Source organism: Streptomyces sp. NPDC025638 (assembly GCF_055558775.1).
Genome location: NZ_JBVHLX010000001.1, coordinates 881,310 through 905,130 on the forward strand (window position 1 = coordinate 881,310; position 23,821 = coordinate 905,130).

Here is a 23,821-nt window from a genome sequence, read left to right on the forward strand (position 1 = left end):
CGATGCAAGGACCGTAACCGGGTTGAGAGCATGACGCCCATGCTCGAAGCCGCCGACGCCTCCTCCTTCATACGTCCTCGCACCACACCCCCCACCTGGCTGGTGGTGGCGCTCGCCTGCGCCGGACAGTTCCTGGTCGTGCTGGACGTGTCCGTCGTCAACGTGGCGCTGCCGTCGATGCGCACCGACCTCGGCCTGAGCCCGTCCGGGTTGCAGTGGGTGGTGAACGCGTACGCGATCGCCTTCGCCGGGTTCATGCTGCTGGGCGGCCGGGCCGGGGACCTGTACGGCCGCAAGCGGATGTTCCTGATCGGGCTCGGGCTGTTCACGCTGGCCTCGCTGGGCGGCGGGGCGGCCCAGGAGGGCTGGCAACTGCTGCTGGCGCGGGCCGTGCAGGGGCTCGGGGCGGCGGTGCTGGCGCCCTCGACGCTGACCCTGCTGACGGCGGCGGTGCCGGAGGGGGCGGCACGGGCGCGGGCCATCGCCACCTGGACCGCGGTGGGCGCGGGCGGTGGCGCCGCGGGCGGGCTGGTCGGCGGGGTGCTGGTGGACGTGCTGTCGTGGCGGTGGGTGCTGCTCATCAACGTGCCGGTGGGCGCCGTGGTGCTGGCCGGCTCCCTGGTGTGGCTGGTGGAGAGCCGGGCGGGGGACCGGCGGCGGCTGGATCTGCCGGGCGCGCTCCTGGTGACGGGCGGGCTCGCGACGCTGGCCTACGGGATCGTGCAGACCGAGGCCAAGGGGTGGACGGCCGCGGCCACACTGGTGCCGCTGACCGCCGGGCTCGCGCTCATCGGGCTGTTCCTCGTCGTGGAGGCGCGCACTGCGGCCCCGCTGATGCCGCTCGGGCTGCTGCGGCTGCGCTCGGTGGCGTCGGCCAACGCGGCCATGTTCGTGTGCGGTTCGGCGATGTTCTGCATGTGGTACTTCATGACGCTGTACGCGCAGAACGTGCTTGGCTACTCGCCGCTGGACGCCGGACTCGCGCTGGTGCCCAGCTCCCTGGCCGTGATCGTGGGCTCGAAGCTGGCGCCGCGCCTGCTGCCCGTGGCCGGGGCCCGCGGCCTGGCGGGTCTCGGCACGCTGGTGGCGGCCGCCGGGTTCGGCTGGCAGTCGACGATGAGCGCACACGGCGGCTATCTGACGGCGATCATGTTCCCGGGCATCCTGATGATGCTGGGCGCGGGCCTGGCCGCGACCCCGCTCGCCTCGCTGGCCACGTCGGGCGCGGCGCCGGGGGACGCCGGTGTGGTGTCCGGGCTGGTCAACACCTCGCGCACGATGGGCGGTTCGCTGGGGCTCGCGGTGATGTCGACCATCGCGGCGGCCCGGACGGGGAGCGGCGGCGGGGCCGAGGCGCTCACGGACGGATACGCGCTGGCCTTCCGCACGGGTACGGCGGTGCTGCTGGGCGGGGCGGTGCTGATGCTGGTGTGGCTGCCGCGCAGGATCCCGGCGCCCTCCGCGACATCGGCGTGACTTGGGCGGCTTCCGTGACCTCTGCGACTTTTGCGAAGTGAGACCTCTGCGACTTCTGCGAATCGAGGCGAGGGGGAGGCAACGATCCGGGCGGTCCGTGGACTCCTTTGTACATCTAGGAGGTGCCCATGGGGGATCGGAAGAAGGCTCGGGACGAGGAGTTCCAGAGCTTCGTCATCGGCCGCTGGCCGCGGCTGATGCGTACGGCATTTCTCCTCACGGGGGAGCAGCACGCCGCTGAGGACCTCGTCCAGTCGACGCTCGAACAGGTCTATGTGGCCTGGCGAAAGGTCGGCTCGGCGGACGACCCGGAGGCCTATGTACGACGCGTGATGATCAACGCGCACGCGCGCAGGCACCGCAGAAGGCTGAAGGAGTTCCTGGCGCCGAGGGACGACTCGGGTCTGGCGCACGAGGTGGCCGACACCGGCGACCGCATCTCCCAGGCCGACGACCGCAGCGCCCTGCTGAAGGCGCTCGGCCAACTGCCCGCGCGGCAGCGGGAGGCGGTGGTCCTGCGGTACTGGGAGGACCTGACGGAGACCCAGGCGGCCGAGGCGATGGGCTGCTCGGTCGGCACGGTCAAGAGCAATGCGGCCAAGGGGATCGCGAAACTCCGCGCCATACCGGGGCTGGCCGAGATGGTGACCCACGGAGGGCGGAAGTGATGAGCGCGGACCGGGAGAGGAACAACGACATGACACAGACGGACATCGCCCTCCTCCTCGCGGACGCCGCGGACGAGGTCGAGATCGGTATAGCCCCGGTGCAGGCGGTCATGCGCGGCGGACGGCGCCGCAGGGCGCGACGCTGGGCGGTCGCGGCGACGACGGCACTGGTGCTGGCGGGCTCCACGGGGGCGACACTGGCGCTGACCGGGATGCCGGGCGGGCACGGGGGCAGGGGAGCGCCGGTGGCCACGCGGCCGGCTTCGCCGGAGGCGCGGCATGTGTTCGAGCCGCAGCGGACCGACCTCGCCACCGGCACCGACCACGGCAAGAAGTGGCAGGTCTTCCTCGACGTGTGGGGAGCGCCGCGGGACGAGTCGGAGGCTGAGCGCCAGATCCAGGCGATGGGTGAGTACGGGGTGTTCCCCGGCGCCGTCGAGAAAGCGTCCGCACTGGTCGGCAAGACCTCCTACTTCGTGCGCCGGGCCGTCGGGGACGGCGAGCCGTCGACGATCATTTTCGACTCGGTCACCCGGCCGGACGAAATGTCGGGCCACGACCTCAAGGCGGGCGCGGCCCCTCTGCTGCCCGGCACCGACGGGCCCACGCGCCTGGTGGTCGGTCAGGTCGCCAAGACCGCCGAGCGGGTCACCTGCACCTGGAAGGACGGCACGACCACCGATGTCGCCAAGCCGCCGGCGAACACCGAGGTCAGCACCGAGCAGCCGGCGATCCGGGCGGCCGAGGGCTTCCCGGCCAACTGGTTCGTGTGCCTCGCGCCGGCGAGCACCAGCTTCAAGTCGGTGGAGGTGACGAAGTAGGCCACCGGGAGGTCACAGCCACCCCTGCTGCCGGGCCTCCCGTACCGCCTCCGCCCGGTTGCGGGTGCCCGTCTTGCCGATGGCGGAGGACAGGTAGTTGCGGACCGTCGACTCGGACAGATGCAGCTTGCCGGCGATGTCGGCGACCGTCGCACCGTCCACCGACGCCTTCAGCACATCGCACTCGCGGGCGGTGAGCGGACTCGGCCCGGCACTGAGCGCGGCCGCGGCCAGCGCCGGGTCGACCACGGTCTCCCCGGTGAGCACGCGCCGGATCGCCTCGGCCAGTTCCTCCACCGGCCCGTCCTTGACCAGGAAACCGGCGGCCCCGGCCTCCATGGCCCGGCGCAGATAGCCGGGCCGGCCGAAGGTGGTCAGGATCAGGACCCGGCAGTCGGGCGCCTGCTCGCGCAGCTGCTCCGCCGCGTCCAGCCCGCTCATGCCCGGCAGTTCGATGTCCAGCAGGGCCACGTCGGGCCGGTGCAGCAGCGCGGCGTCCACGATCGCGTCGCCGGTCGCGACCTGGGCGACCACCTCGATGTCGTCCTCCATGCCGAGCAGGAGGGCCAGGGCGCCGCGCATCATGCCCTGGTCCTCGGCGAGCAGGACCCGGATGTTCTTCACGACCCAAGCGTAGCCAAGCGCGGCCAATTAAAGACTCGTCATTGTTCGGGTCCGCGGGGGTTGACGCCTTCAGATGACGCGCAAACAATCGCCTCTGCATTTCCGGTAATTGTTCGGTATTTCGACGCCGAAAAGGTTCGGTATTTCGATCGAACAGCGTCCGGTATTTCGACCATGCCGGATTGACCGTGCCCGCACCGCCCTACGAGGAACCGAAGAGGTGCACCGTGTTCCCAAGACTCCCGCGCTCACGTCCCCGGCGGCCGAGAAGGGCCGCCCTGTCCGTCCTCGCGGCGTTCGCCACCGTCGCCGCGCTGCTGCTCGGCGTCGGCGCCCCGCAGGCGGCCGCCGCGAGCTCGCTGCCCTGTGACATCTACGCCGCCGCGGGCACGCCCTGCGTCGCCGCGCACAGCCTCGCCCGGGCGCTCTACTCGTCCTACGGCGGCTCTCTCTACCAGGTGCAGCGCGCCTCCGACGGCGCCACCGCCGACATCGGGCTGCTGGCGACGGGCGGGTATGCCAACGCGGCCGCGCAGGACTCCTTCTGCTCCGGTACGACCTGCATCATCACCAAGATCTACGACCAGTCCTCGCGCCACAACGACCTCACGATCGAGGGCGCGGGCGGGGCCGGCGCGGCCGATGTCGGGGCGCCCGCGGACGCGCTTCCGGTGACTGTCGGCGGCCACCAGGTCTACGGCCTGGAGATCTCGGCCGGCATGGGCTACCGGGACAACTCCACCTCCGGCGTGGCCGTGAACGGGCAGGCCGAGGGGATGTACATGGTGACCTCCGGCACGCATGTCAACGGCGCCTGCTGCTTCGACTACGGCAACGCCGAGACGAACAACAAGGACACCGGCAACGGCCACATGGACGCCATCAACTTCGGCACCGAGTGCTGGTTCTCGCCCTGCTACGGCCAGGGGCCGTGGGTGCAGGCCGACCTGGAGAACGGTCTGTTCCAGTCGGATGCCGGGTACAGCAAGAACACGTCCAACACCGGAACCGGCCCGCTGCCGTTCGTCACCGCACTACTGAAGAACAACGGGCAGAACCATTTCGCGCTGAAATACGGCAATGCGCAATCCGGTGGACTCACCACGACATATTCCGGAGGAGAGCCGACCGCCGGCGGCTACTCGCCGATGCACCAGGAGGGCGCGATCGTGCTCGGCACCGGCGGCGACAACAGCAACGGCTCCATAGGGTCCTTCTTCGAGGGCGTCATGACCTCCGGCATCCCGACGGACGCCGCCGACGACGCCGTGCAGGCCGACATCGTCTCCGTCGGCTACGGCGGCCCGACCGGCAGCACCGGCTCCCTCACGGCCGGCTCGGAGATCTCACTGCGCGCGACGACCTCCTGCTGCACCACCGACTACGTCCGCCACCAGAACAACGCGGCCGTCATCTCCGCGGTGACATCCAGCAGTTCGGCCCTCGACAAGAGCGACGCCACCTGGATCGTCCGCAAGGGCCTTGCCGCCGGCTCCTGCGTCTCCTTCGAGTCGCGCAACTACCCCGGTGACTTCCTGCGCCACTACAACTACCGGCTCTACCGGCAGCCCATGGACGGCAGCGCCCAGTTCAGGGCCGACGCCACGTTCTGCCCACAGACCGGGAAGAGCGGCACGGGCACCTCGTTCGCGTCGTACAACTACCCGACCAGATATCTGCGCCACTACAACTTCAACGTCTACATAGCGAGCAACGGCGGCTCGAACACCTGGGACAGCAGCACGTCGTGGAGCGACGACGTGAGCTGGGTGGTCAGCTCGCCCTGGGCGCCGTAGCCGCCCCGGTCGCCGACAGCTCCGCCGGTTCCGTGGGGAGTTCGGCGGTGACCGTGAAACCGCCGCGCGGCGACGGGCCGGCCCGCAGGGAGCCGCCCGCCGTCGCGAGGCGCTCGGTCAGTCCCTTGAGCCCGGTGCCGCCGATGCCCTCCCGGGGTTCGGCGGCGGCCGCGCCGGTGCCGTTGTCCGTGACCGTCAGCCGTGCCCGCTCGGTGCTGCTCTCGACGGTGATCTCGCAGCGGCCTGCGTCGCTGTGCCGGACGACGTTGGTGACCGCCTCGCGCACCACCCAGCCCAGCAGGGCCTCCGTCTGCGGGGTCAGCGGGGTGCCGGACTGCCTGACCACCGGCTCCACGCTGGCCGCGGACAGGGCCGAGCGGGCGCGGGTCAGCTCCGTGGCGAGGCTGCCCTCCCGGTAGCCGGTCACCGCCTCGCGGATCTCGGTCAGCGCCTGCCTGCCGACCGACTCGATGTCGTTGATCTGCGACAGCGCCGCGTCCATGTCGCGCGGGGCGAGACGCCGGGCCGCCTCCGACTTCACCACGATCACCGACAGGGTGTGGCCGAGCAGGTCGTGCAGATCGCGGGAGAAGCGCAGGCGCTCCTTCTCCACCGCGCGGCGGGCCAGTTCCTCACGGGCGGCGCGCAGTTCGCGCACGGCTTCGCTGAGGCCCAGGATCGCGGCGGTCACCATGCTCGACAGGAAGGTGCCGTAGGCGATGTTCACCGCGTCCCACCCGTCGCGGAAGCCGGAGACGGTACCGGCGAACGCGGCCAGCAGGATGCCCGTCCTGCCCAGCCACGGCCCGCGCAGGGTGGCGCCCGTCGCGAGGCCCAGCAGGGGGAAGAACAGCAGCCAGCTGCCGCCGTACCCGAGGGCCAGGCCCGTGGTCAGCAGGCCCATCAGCAGCAGTGCCACCCGGGTGGACGTCGCCTCGCGCTTCTCGCGGTCGAAGGCGCGGAACGTCACGTAGATGTACAGCGAGTTGAAGGCGAGCAGACCCAGGCCGCCGATCCATGGGTTGGGGGTCTTGCCCTGGAAGAGATTGGAGAAGGAGCCCAGCCCCATGAGGAGCCACGGCAGCAGCGCGAAACCGGTGGGCGGCGGGCCCGGATGCTCGGGCATCTGCCCGTTCTTCCGGGCGGCCTTCTGCGCGGCCCGGAAGCGGTCCATGTCCGCCCTCCAGGCCGCCCGTGCGGCCTGCCAGGCGGACACCTGACACCGGATCCCCTGCCACCACGACATGTCCTTGTTCACCCGAGATCCCCCGATCAGCTGGTCCCCGCGCGACGGCGGTACGACAGCACAGCGTACGAACAGAACACCAACATCCAGGAGGTCAGTACGAGGATCGCGCCGGGCGCCGGGGCGTGACCGGTGGCGACCGAGGTGCCCAGCTGGGCGATGCCATGGGTGGGGGTGTACGCCGAGACCGGGCGCAGCCAGCCGGGGAAGAGCTCGATCGGGAACCAGAGACCGCCGAGCACCGCGAGCCCCAGGTTGCCGATCATGTTCGCCACACCGGTGGCCGGACCGGTCAGCCGGTAGCCGTTGCCGAGGCCGAGCAGGGTGAAGGGGATCGAGCCGAGCCACAGCAGCACCGCGACGGCCGCCCACTGCCAGGCCTGCAGCCGGACGCCGTTCACCAGGCCGCCCGCCACGAGCACCGCGACGATCGCCGGGAGCACGGTCACCGAACCGGTCAGCGCCCGCCCGATCACCACCTCGCGCGGGGTCATCGGCGTCACCCTCAGCTGGCGCAGCCAGCCGATCGCCCGGTCCTCGGCGACCGCGCCGCCGGTGTTGAGGGCGGAGCCGACCGCGCCGTACGCGGCCATGCCGACCATGGAGGCGGTCTTCCAGGCGCTGTCGTTCTCGCCGAGGTTGGTGAACAGCAGGTACATCATCACCGGCATCGCGATCCCGCCGAGCACGAAGCCCGTGTCGCGCAGGGTGCGGCGCACTTCGAGGCGCAGGTAGTCCCACATCAGACCGTCTCCGCCTTCGTCTCCGGTCTGGTCTTCGTCTCCGACCCGGTCTTCGTCTTCGTCCCGGTTTCCGTCTTCGTCCCGGTTTCCGTCCCGTGCGAGGTCAGGGCGAGGAAGGCGTCGTCGAGCGAGGCCGGGGTGACCTCCAGGCCGCGTATCGCGCCGAGTGCGGCGAGCGCGATCACCGTCGCGTCGGAGTCGTCCGTGCGCAGCCGCGCCCGGTCCCCGCGCACTTGTACCGACCGCACGCCGGGCAGCAGGTCCAGTCCGTCCGGGGCGCGCCCGGCCAGGTCGAAGAAGACCAGATTGCCGCCGGCCGACCGCCGCAGCTCCTCGCCGGTGCCGTCGGCGACGATCCGGCCGCGGTCGATGACGACGATCCGGTCGGCGTGTGCGTCGGCCTCCTCCAGGTAGTGGGTGGAGAACAGCACGGTGTGACCGCGGCGCGCGTACGCCCGCATCGACTCCCAGAAGGCGTGCCGCGCCTCCACGTCCAGGGCGGCGGTCGGTTCGTCCAGCACGAGGAGGGAAGGGTTCCCGGCGAGCGCCACGGCGAAGCGCACCCGCTGCGTCTGCCCGCCGGACAGCCGGTCCATCCGGCGCCCCGCGAGGCCGACGATCCCGGCCAGCTCCAGCGCCCGCGCCACGGGCAGCGGGGACGGGTAGCGGGAGGCCACGAAGGAGACCAGTTCCCCGACCGTGACCCGGGGGACCGCGCGGCCCTCCTGGAGCATCGCGCCCACCCGGCCCGCGCGCACCGCCCGCTCCGGGGCGGCGCCGAACAGCTCCACCGTGCCCGCGTCGGGCCGCAGCAGACCGAGCAGCAGCGAGATCGTCGTGGACTTCCCGGCGCCGTTGCGGCCGAGCAGGGCGACCGTCTCGCCGCGCGCGAGGTCGAGGTCGATGCCGTCGACGGCGCGGAGCGGGCCGTACGCCTTGACGGCTCCCGTGAAGGACACGGCGGCTGATGTCTGTGTCATGCCTACGACGCTATGAATCACGGCCCCCCGTCCGGCAGATGCGCATGTACGGACTCGGGCAGTACAAATGTCACGGCCGACATCAGCTGACACGGCGTCAGGAGCCTTCACAAGTAAGGGGCGCTGGGTTATACAAGGGGCGCCGGACTGGAACGCGTTCCAGTTCGGCCCGTGACGACCTCGGTGCGGCCGACGGTGCGGACGGCCGCACCGAGGTCTTCAAGCCGCCGTCCGAAGCAGGCCGCCGTCCGCAAGCCGTGAGTGTCAGGAGCCGTATGCCCATCGACGCAGCCAAGGCCCTCGCCGCCGAACCCCGTTCCGGTGAGATCACCTGGGACCGCAAGGACGTCCTGCTCTACCACCTGGGCCTGGGCGCCGGGGTCCCCGCCACCGACCCCGACGAACTGCGCTACACCCTGGAGTCCCGGCTGCACGTCCTGCCGAGCTTCGCCACCGTCGCGGGCAACGGGTCGCCCGGGGTGATCAGCGGCCTGTCCATGCCCGGCGTCGACGTCGACCTCGCCCGCGTGCTGCACGGCGGCCAGTCGCTGACCCTGCACCGCCCCATCCCCGTCGAGGGCACCGCGACCGCCACCGGCCGCATCGCCGCCGTCCACGACAAGGGCAAGGCGGCCGTCCTCGTCATGCGCACCGAGGTCACCGACGCCGACGGCCCGCTGTGGACCAACGACGCGCAGATCTTCGTACGCGGGGAAGGCGGCTGGGGCGGCGACCGCGGCCCCTCCACCCGGCTCGAACCGCCCGTGGGCGAGCCCGACCGGACCGTGGAGAAGCGCCTCCGCGAGGACCAGGCGCTGCTCTACCGCCTCTCCGGCGACTGGAACCCGCTGCACGCCGACCCCGAGTTCGCCAAGGTCGCCGGGTTCGACCGGCCCATCCTGCACGGGCTGTGCACCTACGGCATCACGCTCAAGGCGGTCGTCGACACGCTGCTCGGCGGCGATGTGACCCGGGTCCGCTCCTACACCACGCGCTTCGCGGGGGTGGTGTACCCGGGCGAGACCCTGCGCATCCGCATGTGGCGGCAGGAAGGCTCCGTGCGGGCCGCCGTGAGCGCGGTCGAGAGGGACGACGCGCCCGTCCTCGCCGACACCGTCGTCGAACACTCCTGAGCCACCCGAGCCGCCGAAGCATTCGACGAGCCACCGAAGCATTCGAGGGGAGCCGCACCATGCGCGCAGCCGTACTGCACGAGATCGGCCAGGACAAGCTGGAGGTCCTCGACGACGTCGAGGCGGTGGGCTTCGGCCCCGGCAGGGTGCGGGTGCGGGTGCGCGCCACGGGGCTGTGCCACTCGGACCTGTCCGCGATGAACGGGGTGCTTCCGCAGCCGGCGCCTTTCGTCCCCGGGCACGAGGGCGCGGGCGAGATCGTCGAGGTCGGCGAGAACGTCACCCAGCTCAAGCCCGGTGACCGGGTCGTCGTCTGCTGGCTGCCCGCCTGCGGCGCCTGTCCCGCCTGCAAGCGCGGCCAGACCGAGCTGTGCCTGGCCGGGTTCATGAACGCGGGCACCCCCAACTTCAAGCGCCCCGGCGGGGACGTCTTCGGCTTCGCGGGCACCGGCACCTTCGCCGAGGAGGTCGTCGTCGACGCGGGCTGCGCCGTGCCGATCCCGGGCGACGTGCCCTTCGACATCGCCGCCCTCATCGGCTGCGGGGTGACGACGGGACTCGGCGCGGCCCTCAACACCGCCGACGTGGAGGCCGGTTCGTCGGTCGCCGTCATCGGCTGCGGGGGTGTGGGCATCTCGGCGATCCAGGGCGCCCGGCTCAAGGGCGCCGCCGAGATCGTCGCCGTCGACCCGGTCGCCTCCCGCCGCGAGTCCGCGCTCAGGTTCGGCGCCACGAAGGCCGTGTCACCGGACGAGTTGGCCGACGCCAAGCAGCAGGTCACCGGCGGCGAGGGCTTCGACTACGTCTTCGAGGTGGTCGGCCGGTCCGCCACCGCGCGCACGGCGTACGAGAACACCCGGCGCGGCGGCACCCTGGTCGTCGTCGGCGCGGGCGCCATGGACGACTTCCTCCGGCTCAACATGTTCGAGCTGTTCTTCGACGAGAAGCGGATCCTGCCCTCGATGTACGGCGGCGGCGACGTCCTGCGCTCCTACGAGCGCACCATCGCCCTGTGGCGGGCCGGCCGCGTCGACCTGGAGGGACTGATCACCCACCGGGTGCCGCTGGCCGAGATCAACGAGGCGCTGGACCAGATGCGTACCGGGACGGCCCTGCGTACGTGCATAGAGATCTGAGGACGCCACAGATGTCACTGCTGTCACTGCCACTTGAGGGGTTGTCCGCCGTCGTCACGGGCGCCGGGCGCGGCCTCGGCCGGGCCGAGGCCCTCGAACTCGCCCGGCTCGGCGCGGCCGTCGTCGTCAACGACTACGGGCAGCCCGGCCGGGACGGCTCCGGCGAGGCATCGGCCGCACCCGCCGAGGAGGTCGCCGCCGAGATCCGCGCCGCCGACGGGCGGGCCCTTGCGCACACCGGGGACGTCGCCGACTTCGGCGAGGCCCGGGAACTGGTCCGGCTGGCGATCGGCGAGTTCGGGAGACTGGACATCCTGGTCAACAATGCGGGCATCCTGCGCGACCGGATGGTCTTCTCCATGTCCGAGGACGAGTGGGACTCGGTGATCCGGGTCCACCTCAAGGGACACTTCAACACGACGCACTTCGCGGCCGCGCACTGGCGTGAGCGGTCCAAGGCGGCCGGGGGACCGGTCTACGGGCGGATCGTGAACACCTCGTCGGAGGCGTTCCTCGCGGGTTCGGCGGGTCAGCCCAACTACGCGGCCGCGAAGGGCGGGATCGTCGGGCTGACCACGTCCACCGCGCTCGCCCTCGCCAAGTACGGTGTGACGGCCAACGCGATCTGCCCGCGCGCCCGGACCCGGATGACCGAGGACGTCTTCGCCGGGTTCAGGGCGCCCGGCGAGGGCCTCGACCCGCTCGCCCCCGAGCATGTCGCCCCGCTCGTCGGCTACTTGGCCTCCCCCGCCGCCGAACGGCTCAACGGACAACTGCTCGTCGTGCACGGCGGCATGGTCGCCGTCGTCGAACGACCACGCGTCCAGGCGCAGTTCGACAGCAAGCAGGACACCTTCACCTACGACGAACTCGACGCGCTGCTCACCCCGCACTACGCGGACCGGCCGGCGGGGGAGACGTTCGCGGCGGCGGAGGTGCTGGGACTCAAACGCCGGTGACACACGAAAGGGGGCCCATCAGCCTGGCTGATGAGCCCCCGGTGCGAACCGTCAGGCCGCCCTGTCGGCCGGCTCCGGCTTGCGGTGCCGGCCGTGCGGTACCGTTTCGCCATCCTGTGCCGAGACCTGGCCGCGGTGCTTACCGTGACCGGTGGTCTCCTGAAAGTCGGCGGACAGCTGGTCGGTCGTACTCGCGTCACTCATCGGAAGAATTCACCCCGTCAACATCATCTTTCGTACAGCCGGGCGAGTGTAACCGGCACACCACGGGGCGAATCCAGGCGGCCACGCCGACTGCCACTACTTCGTTACAAGACGTCCCAGCGGCGCCTGTTGGAGCGGCACCGGGCGGGGCACGACAGGTTCCGGAGGATCCGGTTCCGCCGACTGCCGGGGTGCGTCCAGCCCCATGACAGCCGCGCCGTTCCGGACCGGACCTTCCGGACCCGCGTCCCCCGGTGCCCCCGTGTTCCCCCTGTCCCCCGTACCCCTCGTTCTCGCGGGTGCCGCCGACTCCGCCACGCCGCACGGGGTCTCCTCCGTGGCGTACGGCAGTCGCAGCACCCCGCCCTCGGTCCACAGCCCGGCCCCGGGCAGCCATCCCGCGGGCGCCGGGAGGTGGTGCACCCGCCGCTCCGCGGGCCGCCACACCCCGACCCAGCCGCCGAGCGACCCCTCGATGTGCAGCGCCACCGCGCACTGCTCCGGCGTCAGCGCCTGCCCCGGCTGGATCGCGAACGGTGTCACCACGCACTCGGCCATCCGCAGGCACTCCGGGAAACGCACCGGCAGCGTGCTGCCCAGGACGCCCCAGCCCAACCGTTCCTGCCCGGGGGAGGGCGCGTCCGAGCCCACCAGGATCAGCCCGCTGTCCGGATCGGCGAGCAGCAGCCGGTCGTCGCTGCCCGCCGCGATCTGCAGCAGCGGTGACACCTCGCCGCCCCGCTCCAGATCCACCACGACCGCCTTGGTGATCCCGCCCAGCTCCCGGTCCAGGGCGAGCATCCGCCCCGTGCGGTCCAGCCAGATTCCGCCCGAGCAGCGCCCCGGGACCTCGGCGACGTGCTCGGGCCCGAAGGCGCCGCCCGCCACCAGCCACACGGCCGCGGAGCGGGGGCCGACCTCCAGGGCATACGCCCGCATGCCCCCCGGCACCGGCGGCAGCAGCCGCAGCCCCGTGCCGGGATCGGGGCACTCCACCGCGCCCAGCGGCAGCTCACCGGTGCCGGGGCCGGTCGGGTACAGCAGCGAGAAGACGTGCCGCCGCTCCACCAGCCGGTGGATGAGGACCCGCCCGTCGCCCATCGGCTGCACCTCGGTGCCGGGCTCCTCGGGCTGGTTGCCGGGCAGCGGCACGGCGTACGGCTCGGGGCCGTCCAGCGTCCAGCGCTCCGGGAACCAGGAGTCGCCGTCCAGCGCGAGGCGGGCGGCGTAGGCACCGTCCGCCGTGATGCTGCAGCCCGCCGCCGGCACGTCGTCGCCCTCGCCGGCGGCCGTGGTTTCGATCGCACAGGCCGTCATCGTTCGGTCACCTCCGGCGACGAAGCTAGTTTTCGTACGCACAGACGTGGAACCGGCGGGCAAGCGCTTCACACATACGGGTGGCCGGGCCGCGGTTCGCCTGAGGAAACGAGGGCGGATGTGCTGCCGGGCCCCTTCGGACACCGACCGGTACATCCCCGCAGAACAGGCAGGTAGCCTTTTCCCCGTGCCCCGTCTGTCTGAAGTCATCGCCGCGCTGGAGAACCTGTGGCCCGCCGAGCGGGCCGAGTCCTGGGACGCGGTCGGCACCGTCGTGGGCGACCCCGACCAGGAGGTCTCCCGGGTCCTGTTCGCCGTGGACCCCGTGCAGGACATCGTCGACGAAGCGGTGAAGCTGGGTGCCGACCTGCTGGTCACCCACCACCCGCTCTATCTGCGCGGTACGACGACGGTCGCGGCCTCCACCTTCAAGGGCCGGGTCGTGCACACGCTGATCAAGAACGACATCGCGCTGCACGTCGCCCACACCAACGCCGACACCGCCGACCCCGGCGTCAGCGACGCGCTGGCCGGCGCCCTGGACCTCAGGGTCGTACGGCCGCTCGTGCCGGACCCCACCGACCCGGAGGGCCGCCGCGGCCTCGGCCGGGTCTGCGAACTGGACCACCCCCTCACGGTCCGCGAGTTCACCGCCCGCGCCGCCGAGCGGTTGCCCGCCACCGCGCAGGGCATCCGGGTGGCCGGCGACCTCGATACGGTCATCCGCACGATCGCGGTGAGCGGCGGCTCCGGCGACAGCCTCTTCGACCAGGTCCGGGCGGCCGGCGTCGACGCCTTCCTCACCGCCGACCTGCGCCACCACCCCGCCTCGGAGTTCACGGCGGCCGTCTCCCACAGTCCGCTCGCGCTGCTCGACGCGGCGCACTGGGCCACCGAATGGCCCTGGTGCGAGCTGGCCGCAGCCCAGCTCGACGAGATTTCCGACCGCCACGGCTGGGACCTGCGGGTCCATGTCTCCAAGACGGTCACCGACCCTTGGACCGCCCACGCGGCGTCCAACGCCACCACTAGCTCAACGGGAGCCCCCAACTGAACGCCGCGCCCGCCGACCAGATCCGACTCCTCGACGTCCAGGCCCTCGACGTCCGCCTGCAGCAGCTGGCGCACAAGCGGAAGTCGCTGCCCGAGCACGCCGAGATCGAGTCGCTGACCAAGGACCTCACCCAGCTGCGCGACCTGCTCGTGGCCGCGCAGACCGAGGAGAGCGACACCGCCCGCGAACAGACCAAGGCCGAGCAGGACGTGGACCAGGTGCGCCAGCGCGCCGCCCGCGACCAGCAGCGCCTCGACTCCGGCGCGATCACCTCCCCCAAGGACCTGGAGAACCTCCAGCGGGAGATCGTCTCCCTCGCCAAGCGGCAGGGCGACCTGGAGGACGTCGTCCTGGAGGTCATGGAGCGCCGCGAGGCCGCGCAGGAGCGCGTCCGTGAACTGACCGAGCGGGTGGCCTCCGTCCAGGCGAAGATCGACGACGCGACCGGTCGCCGTAACGCCGCCTTCGAGGAGATCGACGGCGAGGCCGCCTCGGTGACCAAGGAGCGCGAGGTCATCGCCGGCGCCGTCCCCGCGGACCTGCTCAAGCTCTACGACAAGCTGCGCGAGCAGCAGGGCGGCATCGGCGCGGCCAAGCTGTACCAGCGGACCTGCCAGGGCTGCCGCCAGGAGCTCGCGATCACCGAGCTCGCCGAGGTCCGCAAGGCCGCGCCCGACACGGTCGTCCGCTGCGAGAACTGCCGCCGCATCCTGGTGCGCACGGCCGAGTCGGGACTGTAAGGGGCGGACGGCGTGCGGGAGTTCATCGTCGAGGCCGACGGCGGTTCGCGGGGCAACCCGGGGCCGGCCGGGTACGGGGCCGTGGTGATCGACGCGGCCACGGGCGAGACTCTCGCCGAGGCGGCCGAGCACATCGGGGTCGCCACCAACAACGTCGCCGAGTACCGGGGGCTGTTGGCCGGTCTGCGGGCGGCGCGGGAACTGGACCCGTCGGCCCGGGTCCACGTCCGTATGGACTCCAAGCTCGTCGTCGAGCAGATGTCGGGGCGCTGGAAGATCAAGCACCCGGATCTGAAGCCCCTCGCGATGGAGGCGAGCCGCGTGCTTCCGCCGGACCGGGTGACGTACGAGTGGATCCCGCGCGAGCGGAACAAGCACGCGGACCGACTGGCCAACGAGGCGATGGACGCCGGGAGCCGGGGCGAACGGTGGGACGCGTCGGCCTCGACGGCAGCCCTGAAGAGGCCGGCCACCATCCCGGAGCCGCCGCACGGGGGCGCCAAGCCCGACGCCGACATGCGCGCCGCACGCACGGTGGCCTCCGGCACGGCCAACCCGTCCGGCTCCCCGGCCGCGACTACTGCCACTGCCGCTTCCACCCCCGCCACCTCCACCCCCGGCTGGAGCTCCGCCCCCGATCTCGGTGCGCCCGCCACCTTCGTGCTGCTGCGGCACGGTGAGACCCCGCTGACTCCGCAGAAGCGGTTCTCGGGCAGTGGCGGTACCGATCCGTCCCTCTCCGACGTCGGCCGGGAGCAGGCCGAGCGGGCCGGGGCGGCGCTGGCGAGGCGGGGCACGATCCAGGCGATCGTCGCGTCTCCGCTGGCCCGGACCCGTGAGACCGCCGGCATCGTCGCCGCCCACCTCGGGCTCGACGTCGCGGTCGACGACGGGCTGCGGGAGACGGACTTCGGCGCCTGGGAGGGACTCACCTTCGGCGAGGTGCGCGAGCGCCACCCCGACGACCTCAATGCCTGGCTGGCCGATCCGGCGGCCCGGCCCACCGGCGACGGCGAGAGCTTCGCGGCGACCGCCACCCGGATCGCCGCCACCCGCGACAAGCTGGTCGCGGCGTACGCGGGCCGCACGGTCCTGCTCGTCACGCACGTCACCCCGATCAAGACCTTCGTCCGCCTCGCCCTGGGAGCCCCGCCCGAGTCCCTGTTCCGCATGGAACTGTCGGCGGCCTCGCTGTCTGCGGTGGCGTACTACGCGGACGGCAACGCGAGCGTACGGCTGTTCAACGACACCTCTCACCTCCGCTGAGCCACGCGGGCGGCACGGGCGGCACGGGCGGCGCGCTCGCGCAGGATCTCCGCCGTCCGCGCGTCGGCCGGCAGGAACGCCTCCAGATGCAGCTCGGCCAGCGTCACGTCGACGGCCGTGGCAAATGAGGTCAGGGTGGTGAGCAGCCGCAACTCGCCCTCCGCGCAGCGCAGTCGGAGCGGCACGGCGAAGCCGAGGTAGTCGTCGTCGGGGGTGTACGGCGGTACGTACCCCTCGAGTTCCGCCGTCAGCTCGTCGAGCCGTGGATCGGGGCTGCGCAGCGCCCGCGCCCGCAGGTTCTCCAGGATGTGCCGCCCCCACGCCCCGAGGTTCACCACCCGTGCGGCCGTCCCGCGCGGATGCAGCGCCAGCCGCAGCAGATTGACGGGCGGCTCCAGCAGCGCGGGCTCGGCGCCCTGAGTCAGCACCTCGAACGCCGTGTTCGCCGCGACGAGTTCACCCCGGGGCCCCGCGACCACCGCCGGATACGGCAGATGCCCGTCCAGGATTGCGTCCAAGGCCTCCCGCACGGGCCCCAGTCCGGCCGCGTCCAGCGCCGACTCGGCGTACGCGGGCGCGTAACCCGCCGACAGCAGCAGCGCGTTGCGCTCCCGCAGCGTCAGCTCCAGCGACTCGGCCAGCCGCAGCACGACAGCACGCCCCGGCACCGAACGCCCCCGCTCGATGAAGCTGACGTATCTCTGTGTCGTCCCGGCCCGCGAGGCGAGTTCGAGCTGACTGACCCGGCGCACGGTGCGCCAGCGCAACAGTTCCCGGGCAAAGGGCGGTGGCTCGACGGAGGTCATACGGCCAGTTGTACGACACGGGTACGACAACCGCCCGAGGCCGTCATCCGGATCGCCCGAGCCCCGCCGCCTGTCGCGCCAGCGCCTCGACACGCCCCCAGTCCCCGGCGCCGACGGCGTCCGCCGGGATCATCCAGGTCCCGCCCACACAGCCGACGTTGGGGAGGGACAGATACTCCGGGGCGTTGAGCGGGCCGATGCCCCCGGTGGGGCAGAAGCGGGCCTGGGGCAGCGGTCCGGCCAGCGACTTCAGGTAGGCCGTGCCGCCGGCCGCCTGTGCCGGGAAGAACTTCATCTCCCGCACCCCGCGCTCCAGCAGCGCCACCACCTCCGTCGTGGTCGACACCCCCGGCAGGAACGGCACCCCGGAGGCCCGCATGGCGTCCAGCAGTACGTCCGTCCAGCCCGGGCTCACCAGGAACCGCGCCCCCGCCGCCCTGCACTCGGTCACCTGGGCCGGTGCGATGACCGTGCCCGCGCCCACCACCGCGTCCGGCACCTCGGCGGCGATCGCCCTGATGGCGTCGAGCGCGGCCGGGGTCCGCAGCGTCACCTCGATCGCGGGCAGCCCGCCCGCGACCAGCGCCCGCGCGAGCGGTACGGCGTCGGCGGCGTCCTCGACGACCACGACCGGGACGACGGGCGCGAGGTCCAGCAGAGACGGTGGCGGCGGCATGGCGCTCATCCTGCCCATGGCATGCAGCATGCGCAAAAGTCGTTGCACATGTTGCAATGCCTTGCCGGGGAGGGCGCCTCGGGGTCAGTGGATCTCCGTCACCAGCACGTCCAGCGACCAGGCCTGTCCGGCCTTCGCGGGTGCCTCCGCCTCCACCACGTACCCGAGATCGCGCAACGCCTCGACCAGCCGGGCCGGGTTCTCGGGCGCGGACCCCGACGACATCAGGCTCCGCACGATCCGCCCCTTCGTCGCCTTGTTGAAGTGGCTGACGACCTTCCGGGTCGGGGCATGCAGCACCCGCACCGTCGCGGTCCGGCCCGCGACCTCGCCCTGCGGCTTCCAGGCGGCCGCGTACGCGGAGGAGCGCAGGTCGAGCACGAGGCCCTTGCCCGCCACCTCGGGGAGCACCGGCGCCATGGCCGTGCGCCAGTGCGTGCCCAGGGCCCCGAGTCCCGGCAGCTTCACGCCCATCGAGCAGCGGTAGGAGGGGATCCGGTCGGTCACCCGTACGGCGCCCCACAGCCCGGAGAAGACCAGCAGCGAGCGCGCGGCGCGCCGCTTGGCCGCCGTGTCGAGGGAGGCCAGGCCGAGCGAGTCGTACAGGACACCCGTGTAGATCTCCCCGGCCGGGCGGGTCCCGGCCGTCCGCAGCTCCGTGTTCTTCGCGACCTCGCCCCGCAGCCCCTCGCTCAGCCCGAGCACCTCGCGCGCCTTCTCCTCGTCACCGGAGCACAGCTCGACGAGCTCGCCCAGCACGGCCTCACGGGCGGCGCCGAGCCCCGGCAGGGACAGCGACTCCGGCTTCAGGGGGGCGCCACGGCCCGAGGACGCCTTGCCTTCGGAGGGAGGCAGCAGGACGAGCACACGTACTCCTTCGGTAGAGCTGTTCCGCGCCAGCGTACGGCGTGCCACCCGCCCGCCCCCGCCCTACGCTCGACTCATGCCCCGCCGCCACATCAGCGTGACCGGCGCCCCCGAAGCCCCCCTTTGGGCCGCCTTCACCGCGCTCCGTGCCGCACTGGGAGTCCCCCGGAACTTCCCGGCCGAGGTGCTCGCCGAGGCCGAGCAGGCCGCGAAGGCGCCCGCCGTGGCGTCGTACGACGCCACCGACATCCCCTTCTTCACCATCGACCCGCCCGGCTCCACCGACCTCGACCAGGCGATCCATCTGTCACCGCGGGACGGCGGCCACCGCGTCCGGTACGCCATCGCCGACGTCGCCGCCTTCGTCGTACCGGGCGGAGAGCTCGACGCGGAGACCCACCGGCGGGCGACCACCCTGTACTTCCCGGACGGCAAGGTCCCGCTGCACCCCGGCGTCCTCGGCGACGGTGCCGCGAGCCTGCTCCCGGACCAGGACCGCCCGGCCGTCCTGTGGACCGTCGACCTCGACGCGGACGGCCGTCAGCGGGCCCTCGACGTCCGCCGGGCCCTGGTCCGCAGCCGCGCCCGGTTCGACTACGAGGGCGTGCAGAAGCAGATCGACACCGGGACCGCCGAGGTGCCGGTCGCGCTGCTCAAGGAGATCGGCGAGGCCCGCGAGCGGCTGGAGGCCGAGCGCGGCGGCATCTCGCTCCAGGTGCCCGAGCAGCAGATCGTCCAAAGCGACCACCGCTACGCGCCGGCCTACCGCGCACCCCTTCCCGTCGAGGCCTGGAACGCCCAGCTCTCCCTGCTCACCGGCATGGCGGCGGCCCAAGTGATGCTGGCCCACGGGACCGGCGTCCTGCGCACCCTCCCGGCCGCCCCGGGCGGCGCCGTGGCCCGGCTGCGCCGTACCGCGCACGCCCTGCGCATCGACTGGCCGCACCACGTCTCCTACGCGGCGCTGATCCGCTCCCTGGACCCGCACCGCCCCCAGGACGCGGCCTTCCTCCAGGAGTGCACGACCCTGCTGCGCGGCGCGGGGTACACCGTCTTCCGGGGCGGCGCCCTGCCCGCCATCACCACGCACGCCGCTGTGGCCGCCCCCTACGCCCACTGCACGGCCCCGCTGCGCCGCCTCGCCGACCGCTACACCGCCGAGATCTGCCTCGCGGCCGCCGCCGGACAGACCACGCCGGACTGGGTGCTCGCCGCGCTCGACGAGTTGCCCGGATGGATGGCCGGGGGTTCCCGGCGCGCGGCCACCGTCGAGCGGGAGTGCGTCGACATCGTCGAGGCCGCGCTGCTGACGGACCGGGTCGGGGACGTCTTCGACGGGTGCGTGGTCGACGTGGACGAGGACCGGCCCACCGTGGGGACCGTCCAGTTGGAGTCGCCCGCCGTCATCGGCCGGATCGAGGGCGACCGCCTCCCGCTCGGGGAGCGGCTGCGGGTCAGGCTCGTGCAGGCGGATCCGGGAGCGGCGAAGGTGCTGTTCGAGCCTGCCTGAGGGCCCGTACGAGATGGTCGGCCTGGTCGGCGTGCAGCCGGACCACGCTCACCTCGCGGCGCCGACCGAGGAGGGTGACATGGGCGAGGGGCCCGGCCAGCTCGACGGTGACGGAGGTCTGGGAGCCGACCGCGATGTTCAGTTCGCGGGTGTCGGTGTGCTGGTGGGTGGAGCGGGTCTCGCGCCGTACGGCCGTGATCCGCTCCAGCGGTATGCGCAGATCGACGCGGACCCCATGGCGGACCCGCAGCGCATCCGCCGTCAGGACGTGCGGACGGACCACGGACGCCGCGTGCAACGCGACGACCAGCACCACGGTGTAGACGTCCAGGACCAGCACCACACGGTGCGCCGTGGGCCAGTCGCGCAGCAGCACGGACATGGTGAACGTCTCGATCACGCACACGAAGGCGAACCCGGCCGTCGTCGCGCCCTGCCCCCGCGCATACCCGAACCCCCGCCCCGCGCCCGTCCCGTGGCTGCGCCGGGCCACCCACAGCCACAGACTCGCGAGCAGCCGCACTTCGTGACGGGCGAGCGCGTACGCGGTCCTCATGGCCGTCCCCCGGTGAGGATGTGCAGGGCGCGGCTGATCGCCTCCGCCTGGGCGGGCGCCAGGTCGGCGTAGACGGCGCGGAGGACCGCGGCCTCGTGGTCAATGGCTGCTTCGGGCAGCAGATCCCGCGGGATGCAGGCGGCGAGGGAACGGGCCGCCCCGGCCACGCGCGGGTCGTCCGGGTCGGCGTCCGCCAGCCGGTCGAGCAGCGCGTACGCCTCCTGGGCCCGGGCCAGGGCGTCCGGGTCGTCGAGGACACCGCGCAGGGCGGACATCATCCGTTCCTTCTCGCGCGAGGGAGCCCCGGTGTCGATCAGCGCGAGGATCTCGCGGTCCTTGGCGGCCATGGGGGAGTCGGACGCGGGCGCCATCCCGGCGAGCAGGGCGGCCAGTTCGGGGGAGACGGGATCGTGGGCGGTCAGCTCGCCCGCGTCCAGCAGCGCCCGCAGCCGGGCCCGGCGCTCCCGGATCTCCTTCTCCTGCCGGGCCAGGTCCTCGTCGAGTTCGGTGAGCACCTCGACGAGGTCCTTGCCGGCGTCCTCCGCGAGCACGTCCCGCACCTCGGCCAGGCCGAGCCCCAGCTCGGTCAGCCGCCGGATCCGGGCGAGTACGACGGCTGCCGGAGGGTGTAGTTCCGGTAGCCGTTCGACTGGCGTCCGGGCTCGGGCAGCAGGCCCAGGTGGTGGTAGTGCCGCACGGTGCGCGTGGTGACGCCCACGGCGGCGGCGAGTTCTCCGATCCGCATGGGATCAGTACAGACGTTGACGTCGCGGCAGGGGCAAGCGCGCACCCACGGACCGCCCGCTGCCCGGCATGGAAACGGACCCGGATGTGTTGCACCGTAGAAGCGCGCAGGGCGCAGGGCGCGCAAGGGGGTGTCACATGCCGGAGCAGGCGCGATGGACGCGAGCCAGGCTGGGCCGCTGCGGACCCCCGCTCGACCTCCTCACGGCCCGCTTCGACAAACACGTCTACGCCCCGCACGCCCACGACGAATTCACCATCGGCGTGTGCGTCGGCGGCTCCGAGGTGATCGACTACCGCGGCGGCCACATCCGCACCGGCCCGGGCTCCATCGTCGTACTGGCCCCCGGCGAGGTGCACACGGGCGGCCCCGCCACACCCACGGACGGCTACGCCTACCGCGCCCTGTACGCCGGCCCCGCCCTGCTGGCCGACGGCACCCTCGGTGGCCTCCCGCACTTTCGCGAACCGCTCGTCGACGACCCCGAACTGGCCGCCGCGTTCCGGCTCGCCCACACCGAACTCGCCCGCTGCCCCGACCCCCTGGAGGCCGAGGCGCGCCTCCCGTGGCTGCTCACGGCCCTGGCCCGGCGCCACTCCACGGCGAGACCGGCCTCGGACCGCATCCCGGGCGCGCACGGCATCGCGCTGACGGTCCGCGACCGCCTGGCCGACGAACTGCTGGAGCCGCCCTCGCTGGCCGCCCTTGCCACCGACCTGGGCCTGTCCCGTTACCAGCTCCTGCGCGCGTTCCGCACGACGATGGGCATGCCGCCCTACGCCTGGCTGGCCCAGTACCGGGTGACCCGGGCCCGCACCCTGCTGGAGTCGGGCCTGCGCCCGGCCGAGGTGGCGCCCCTGGTGGGCTTCGCGGACCAGGCGCACCTCACCCGCTGGTTCCGCCGGGTGCTGGGGGTGACCCCGGCGGCGTACCGCAACAGCGTTCAAGACACCCGGTGGTGAGGCGGCGGAAACTCGCCGTATGACTGCACGCGGCTGGTTCCTGTTCTCCCTGATGGGAGTGGTCTGGGGCATCCCCTATCTGATGATCAAGGTGGCGGTGGACGTGGTGTCCCCGTCGATGGTGGTCTTCACACGCTGTGCGCTGGGCGCACTGCTCCTGCTCCCCTTCGCGCTGCGCCAGGGCGGCCTGACCAGGACCGTCCGCGCCCACTGGCGTCCCATGCTGGCCTTCGCGTGCATCGAGATCATGGGCCCCTGGTTCACCCTCACCGACGCCGAACGCCATCTGTCGAGCTCCACGGCGGGCCTGCTGATCGCGGGCGTCCCGATCGTCGGTGTGGTCCTGGCCCGCTTCTTCGGCGAGACGGAACGACTCGGCATCCGCCGGACGACCGGCCTGGGCCTCGGCCTCGGCGGCGTAGCGGTGCTCACGGTCCCCCACCTCACCGGCGGCGACGCTCGCTCGCTCGGAGAGGTGTTCCTGACGGTGCTGGGCTACGCGACGGCACCGTTGATAGCCGCACGCCGCCTCAAGGACGTCCCGACCCTCCAGCTCACGGCCCCCTGCCTGGCCCTGGCCGCCCTGGTCTACGCCCCCGCCGCCGCGGCCACCTGGCCCTCCGAGGTCCCCTCCGCGCAGGTCCTGGCCGCCCTCGCGGGCCTCGGCGTGATCTGCACGGCGGTCGCCTTCGTGGCCTTCCTCGAACTGATCAAGGAGGCGGGTCCGACCCGGGCCACGGTGATCACGTACGTCAATCCGGCGGTCGCGGTGGCGGCGGGCGCCCTGTTCCTGGACGAGCCGCTGACGGCCGGCATCATCGTGGCCTTCACCCTGATCCTGGCGGGATCGGTGCTGGCCACGGCCGCGGCGCCGAAGAGGCCGGCACGCCCGCTAACATGGTCGACACGGCAGACGAGCCGGGCGGACGGCCGCGTGGAGTCCCCCTAGGGGGCTTCCCGAGGAACGTCCGGGCTCCACAGGGCAGGGTGGTGGCTAACGGCCACCTGGGGCGACCCACGGGACAGTGCCACAGAAAACAAACCGCCGGGGACCTCGGTCCCCGGTAAGGGTGAAACGGCGGTGTAAGAGACCACCAGTGCCCAGGGTGACCTGGGCAGCTAGGTAAACCCCACCCGGAGCAAGGTCAAAAGGAGCTGCTGTGAAAGGCGGCTCTGCGCGGACGTTCGAGGGCTGCCCGCCCGAGTCCGCGGGTAGACCGCACGAGGCCGACGGCAACGCCGGCCCTAGATGGATGGCCGTCGCCCCGGGCTCCGCGAGGAACCCGGGGAACAGAACCCGGCGTACAGCCCGACTCGTCTGCCCCATAGGACTTCTGACCAGTGAACATGCAGGTCGGAGGCCCTTCCTTGCGTGTTGGCGGGCCTCGCTGAACCCCGGGCCGCACCGGTTCGAACGGGTCCGTCCGGCTACGTAGGCAGCCACGAAAGTAGCCATGTCTCGTAGGGACGGTCGGTGCTGCCGTCCAGCCAGAAGTAAGCCCTCGCCTGCGAGCCTCGCAGGCGGTACGCCACCTC

General features: G+C 72.4%; 22 protein-coding genes, 1 other RNA gene and 2 pseudogenes. 14 read left to right on the plus strand and 11 right to left on the minus strand.

Annotation, left to right across the window (positions count from 1 at the left end):
• Positions 1–30: 30 nt before the first annotated feature.
• From ACZ4EG_RS03890 to ACZ4EG_RS03900, 3 genes are all read left to right on the plus strand, one after another.
• On the plus strand, positions 31–1,476 hold the full coding sequence (locus tag ACZ4EG_RS03890; protein WP_467789409.1) for an MFS transporter: 1,446 nt from the start codon (positions 31–33) through the stop codon (positions 1,474–1,476).
• Positions 1,477–1,604: 128 nt separating this feature from the next.
• Positions 1,605–2,144 (plus strand): SigE family RNA polymerase sigma factor, encoded by a 540-nt coding sequence (locus tag ACZ4EG_RS03895; RefSeq protein WP_390706304.1) that lies wholly within the window; start codon positions 1,605–1,607, stop codon positions 2,142–2,144.
• Between the two features lie 29 nt (positions 2,145–2,173).
• Positions 2,174–2,965 (plus strand): hypothetical protein, encoded by a 792-nt coding sequence (locus ACZ4EG_RS03900; protein WP_467789410.1) that lies wholly within the window; start codon positions 2,174–2,176, stop codon positions 2,963–2,965.
• 12 nt (positions 2,966–2,977) lie between these two features.
• Here the strand turns inward: ACZ4EG_RS03900 and ACZ4EG_RS03905 are convergent, their stop codons facing one another.
• Positions 2,978–3,589, minus strand: a complete 612-nt coding sequence (locus ACZ4EG_RS03905; RefSeq protein WP_467789411.1) for a response regulator — start codon at positions 3,587–3,589, stop codon at positions 2,978–2,980.
• A gap of 227 nt (positions 3,590–3,816) precedes the next feature.
• On the opposite strand from ACZ4EG_RS03905, the gene ACZ4EG_RS03910 reads away from it, so the two are divergent.
• Positions 3,817–5,385 carry an alpha-L-arabinofuranosidase B gene (locus ACZ4EG_RS03910; protein WP_467789412.1) on the plus strand — a complete coding sequence of 523 codons (1,569 nt, stop codon included), beginning with the start codon at positions 3,817–3,819 and terminating at the stop codon, positions 5,383–5,385.
• On the opposite strand, the gene ACZ4EG_RS03915 is transcribed toward ACZ4EG_RS03910, so the two are convergent.
• From ACZ4EG_RS03915 to ACZ4EG_RS03925, 3 genes are read right to left on the minus strand one after another with little or no spacing between them, the layout of a single operon-like run.
• A complete protein-coding gene (locus ACZ4EG_RS03915) occupies positions 5,363–6,631 on the minus strand; it encodes a sensor histidine kinase (RefSeq protein ID WP_467789478.1) in 1,269 nt (422 codons plus the stop codon). The two genes, ACZ4EG_RS03910 and ACZ4EG_RS03915, sit on opposite strands and share 23 nt — an antisense overlap.
• A 26-nt stretch (positions 6,632–6,657) precedes the next feature.
• Entirely contained in the window at positions 6,658–7,374 is a 717-nt protein-coding gene (locus ACZ4EG_RS03920; protein WP_467789413.1) for an ABC transporter permease, read from the minus strand.
• A complete protein-coding gene (locus tag ACZ4EG_RS03925) occupies positions 7,374–8,354 on the minus strand; it encodes an ABC transporter ATP-binding protein (RefSeq protein ID WP_467789414.1) in 981 nt (326 codons plus the stop codon). The genes ACZ4EG_RS03920 and ACZ4EG_RS03925 overlap by 1 nt, the downstream gene beginning before the upstream one ends.
• 275 nt (positions 8,355–8,629) lie before the next feature.
• On the opposite strand from ACZ4EG_RS03925, the gene ACZ4EG_RS03930 reads away from it, so the two are divergent.
• From ACZ4EG_RS03930 to ACZ4EG_RS03940, 3 genes are read left to right on the plus strand one after another with little or no spacing between them, the layout of a single operon-like run.
• Positions 8,630–9,487, plus strand: a complete 858-nt coding sequence (locus tag ACZ4EG_RS03930) for a MaoC/PaaZ C-terminal domain-containing protein (RefSeq protein WP_453559763.1) — start codon at positions 8,630–8,632, stop codon at positions 9,485–9,487.
• 59 nt (positions 9,488–9,546) lie between these two features.
• Positions 9,547–10,623 (plus strand): Zn-dependent alcohol dehydrogenase, encoded by a 1,077-nt coding sequence (locus ACZ4EG_RS03935; RefSeq protein ID WP_467789415.1) that lies wholly within the window; start codon positions 9,547–9,549, stop codon positions 10,621–10,623.
• 20 nt (positions 10,624–10,643) lie between these two features.
• On the plus strand, positions 10,644–11,582 hold the full coding sequence (locus tag ACZ4EG_RS03940) for a 3-oxoacyl-ACP reductase (protein ID WP_467789479.1): 939 nt from the start codon (positions 10,644–10,646) through the stop codon (positions 11,580–11,582).
• A 51-nt stretch (positions 11,583–11,633) separates the two neighbouring features.
• Here ACZ4EG_RS03940 and ACZ4EG_RS03945 read toward each other — a convergent pair whose 3' ends face one another.
• Both ACZ4EG_RS03945 and ACZ4EG_RS03950 read right to left on the minus strand, forming a co-directional pair.
• On the minus strand, positions 11,634–11,786 hold the full coding sequence (locus tag ACZ4EG_RS03945; protein ID WP_467789416.1) for a hypothetical protein: 153 nt from the start codon (positions 11,784–11,786) through the stop codon (positions 11,634–11,636).
• A gap of 96 nt (positions 11,787–11,882) precedes the next feature.
• Positions 11,883–13,103, minus strand: a complete 1,221-nt coding sequence (locus ACZ4EG_RS03950; protein WP_467789417.1) for a hypothetical protein — start codon at positions 13,101–13,103, stop codon at positions 11,883–11,885.
• A 187-nt stretch (positions 13,104–13,290) separates the two neighbouring features.
• Here ACZ4EG_RS03950 and ACZ4EG_RS03955 point away from each other — a divergent pair, with 187 nt between their 5' ends.
• The 3 genes from ACZ4EG_RS03955 to ACZ4EG_RS03965 are packed head-to-tail and all read left to right on the plus strand — an operon-like array spanning position 13,291 to position 16,163.
• Positions 13,291–14,157, plus strand: coding sequence for a Nif3-like dinuclear metal center hexameric protein (locus tag ACZ4EG_RS03955; RefSeq protein ID WP_453559772.1), 867 nt, complete (start codon positions 13,291–13,293; stop codon positions 14,155–14,157).
• A complete protein-coding gene (locus ACZ4EG_RS03960) occupies positions 14,154–14,897 on the plus strand; it encodes a zinc ribbon domain-containing protein (protein ID WP_467789480.1) in 744 nt (247 codons plus the stop codon). Before ACZ4EG_RS03955 ends, ACZ4EG_RS03960 begins: the two co-directional genes overlap by 4 nt.
• A gap of 12 nt (positions 14,898–14,909) precedes the next feature.
• On the plus strand, positions 14,910–16,163 hold the full coding sequence (locus tag ACZ4EG_RS03965) for a bifunctional RNase H/acid phosphatase (protein ID WP_467789418.1): 1,254 nt from the start codon (positions 14,910–14,912) through the stop codon (positions 16,161–16,163).
• Here the strand turns inward: ACZ4EG_RS03965 and ACZ4EG_RS03970 are convergent.
• The 3 genes from ACZ4EG_RS03970 to yaaA form a co-directional block, all read right to left on the minus strand.
• Positions 16,151–16,969: a helix-turn-helix domain-containing protein gene (locus ACZ4EG_RS03970; protein ID WP_467789419.1), complete on the minus strand. Its 819-nt coding sequence runs from the start codon at positions 16,967–16,969 to the stop codon at positions 16,151–16,153. The genes ACZ4EG_RS03965 and ACZ4EG_RS03970 overlap by 13 nt on opposite strands.
• Positions 16,970–17,012: 43 nt before the next feature.
• On the minus strand, positions 17,013–17,663 hold the full coding sequence (eda, locus tag ACZ4EG_RS03975) for a bifunctional 4-hydroxy-2-oxoglutarate aldolase/2-dehydro-3-deoxy-phosphogluconate aldolase (RefSeq protein ID WP_467789420.1): 651 nt from the start codon (positions 17,661–17,663) through the stop codon (positions 17,013–17,015).
• Between the two features lie 66 nt (positions 17,664–17,729).
• Positions 17,730–18,512, minus strand: a complete 783-nt coding sequence (gene yaaA, locus ACZ4EG_RS03980) for a peroxide stress protein YaaA (protein ID WP_467789421.1) — start codon at positions 18,510–18,512, stop codon at positions 17,730–17,732.
• 76 nt (positions 18,513–18,588) lie between these two features.
• On the opposite strand from yaaA, the gene ACZ4EG_RS03985 reads away from it, so the two are divergent.
• Positions 18,589–20,022, plus strand: a complete 1,434-nt coding sequence (locus ACZ4EG_RS03985) for an RNB domain-containing ribonuclease (protein WP_467789422.1) — start codon at positions 18,589–18,591, stop codon at positions 20,020–20,022.
• Here ACZ4EG_RS03985 and ACZ4EG_RS03990 read toward each other — a convergent pair.
• Together ACZ4EG_RS03990 and ACZ4EG_RS03995 are read right to left on the minus strand one after the other, a co-directional pair.
• A complete protein-coding gene (locus ACZ4EG_RS03990) occupies positions 19,967–20,578 on the minus strand; it encodes a PH domain-containing protein (RefSeq protein WP_467789423.1) in 612 nt (203 codons plus the stop codon). The genes ACZ4EG_RS03985 and ACZ4EG_RS03990 overlap by 56 nt on opposite strands.
• Positions 20,575–21,323 (minus strand): annotated as a pseudogene (locus ACZ4EG_RS03995) (MerR family transcriptional regulator). Before ACZ4EG_RS03995 ends, ACZ4EG_RS03990 begins: the two are co-directional and overlap by 4 nt.
• Before the next feature lie 137 nt (positions 21,324–21,460).
• Here ACZ4EG_RS03995 and ACZ4EG_RS04000 point away from each other — a divergent pair.
• The 3 genes and pseudogenes from ACZ4EG_RS04000 (at position 21,461) to rnpB (ending at position 23,606) form a co-directional block, all read left to right on the plus strand.
• Positions 21,461–22,285, plus strand: a complete 825-nt coding sequence (locus tag ACZ4EG_RS04000; RefSeq protein WP_467789424.1) for an AraC family transcriptional regulator — start codon at positions 21,461–21,463, stop codon at positions 22,283–22,285.
• 82 nt (positions 22,286–22,367) lie between these two features.
• A pseudogene (locus ACZ4EG_RS04005) lies at positions 22,368–23,084 on the plus strand (DMT family transporter); the annotation flags it as partial.
• 115 nt (positions 23,085–23,199) lie between these two features.
• Positions 23,200–23,606: RNase P RNA component class A (gene rnpB / locus ACZ4EG_RS04010), an RNA gene on the plus strand.
• Positions 23,607–23,821: the final 215 nt, after the last annotated feature.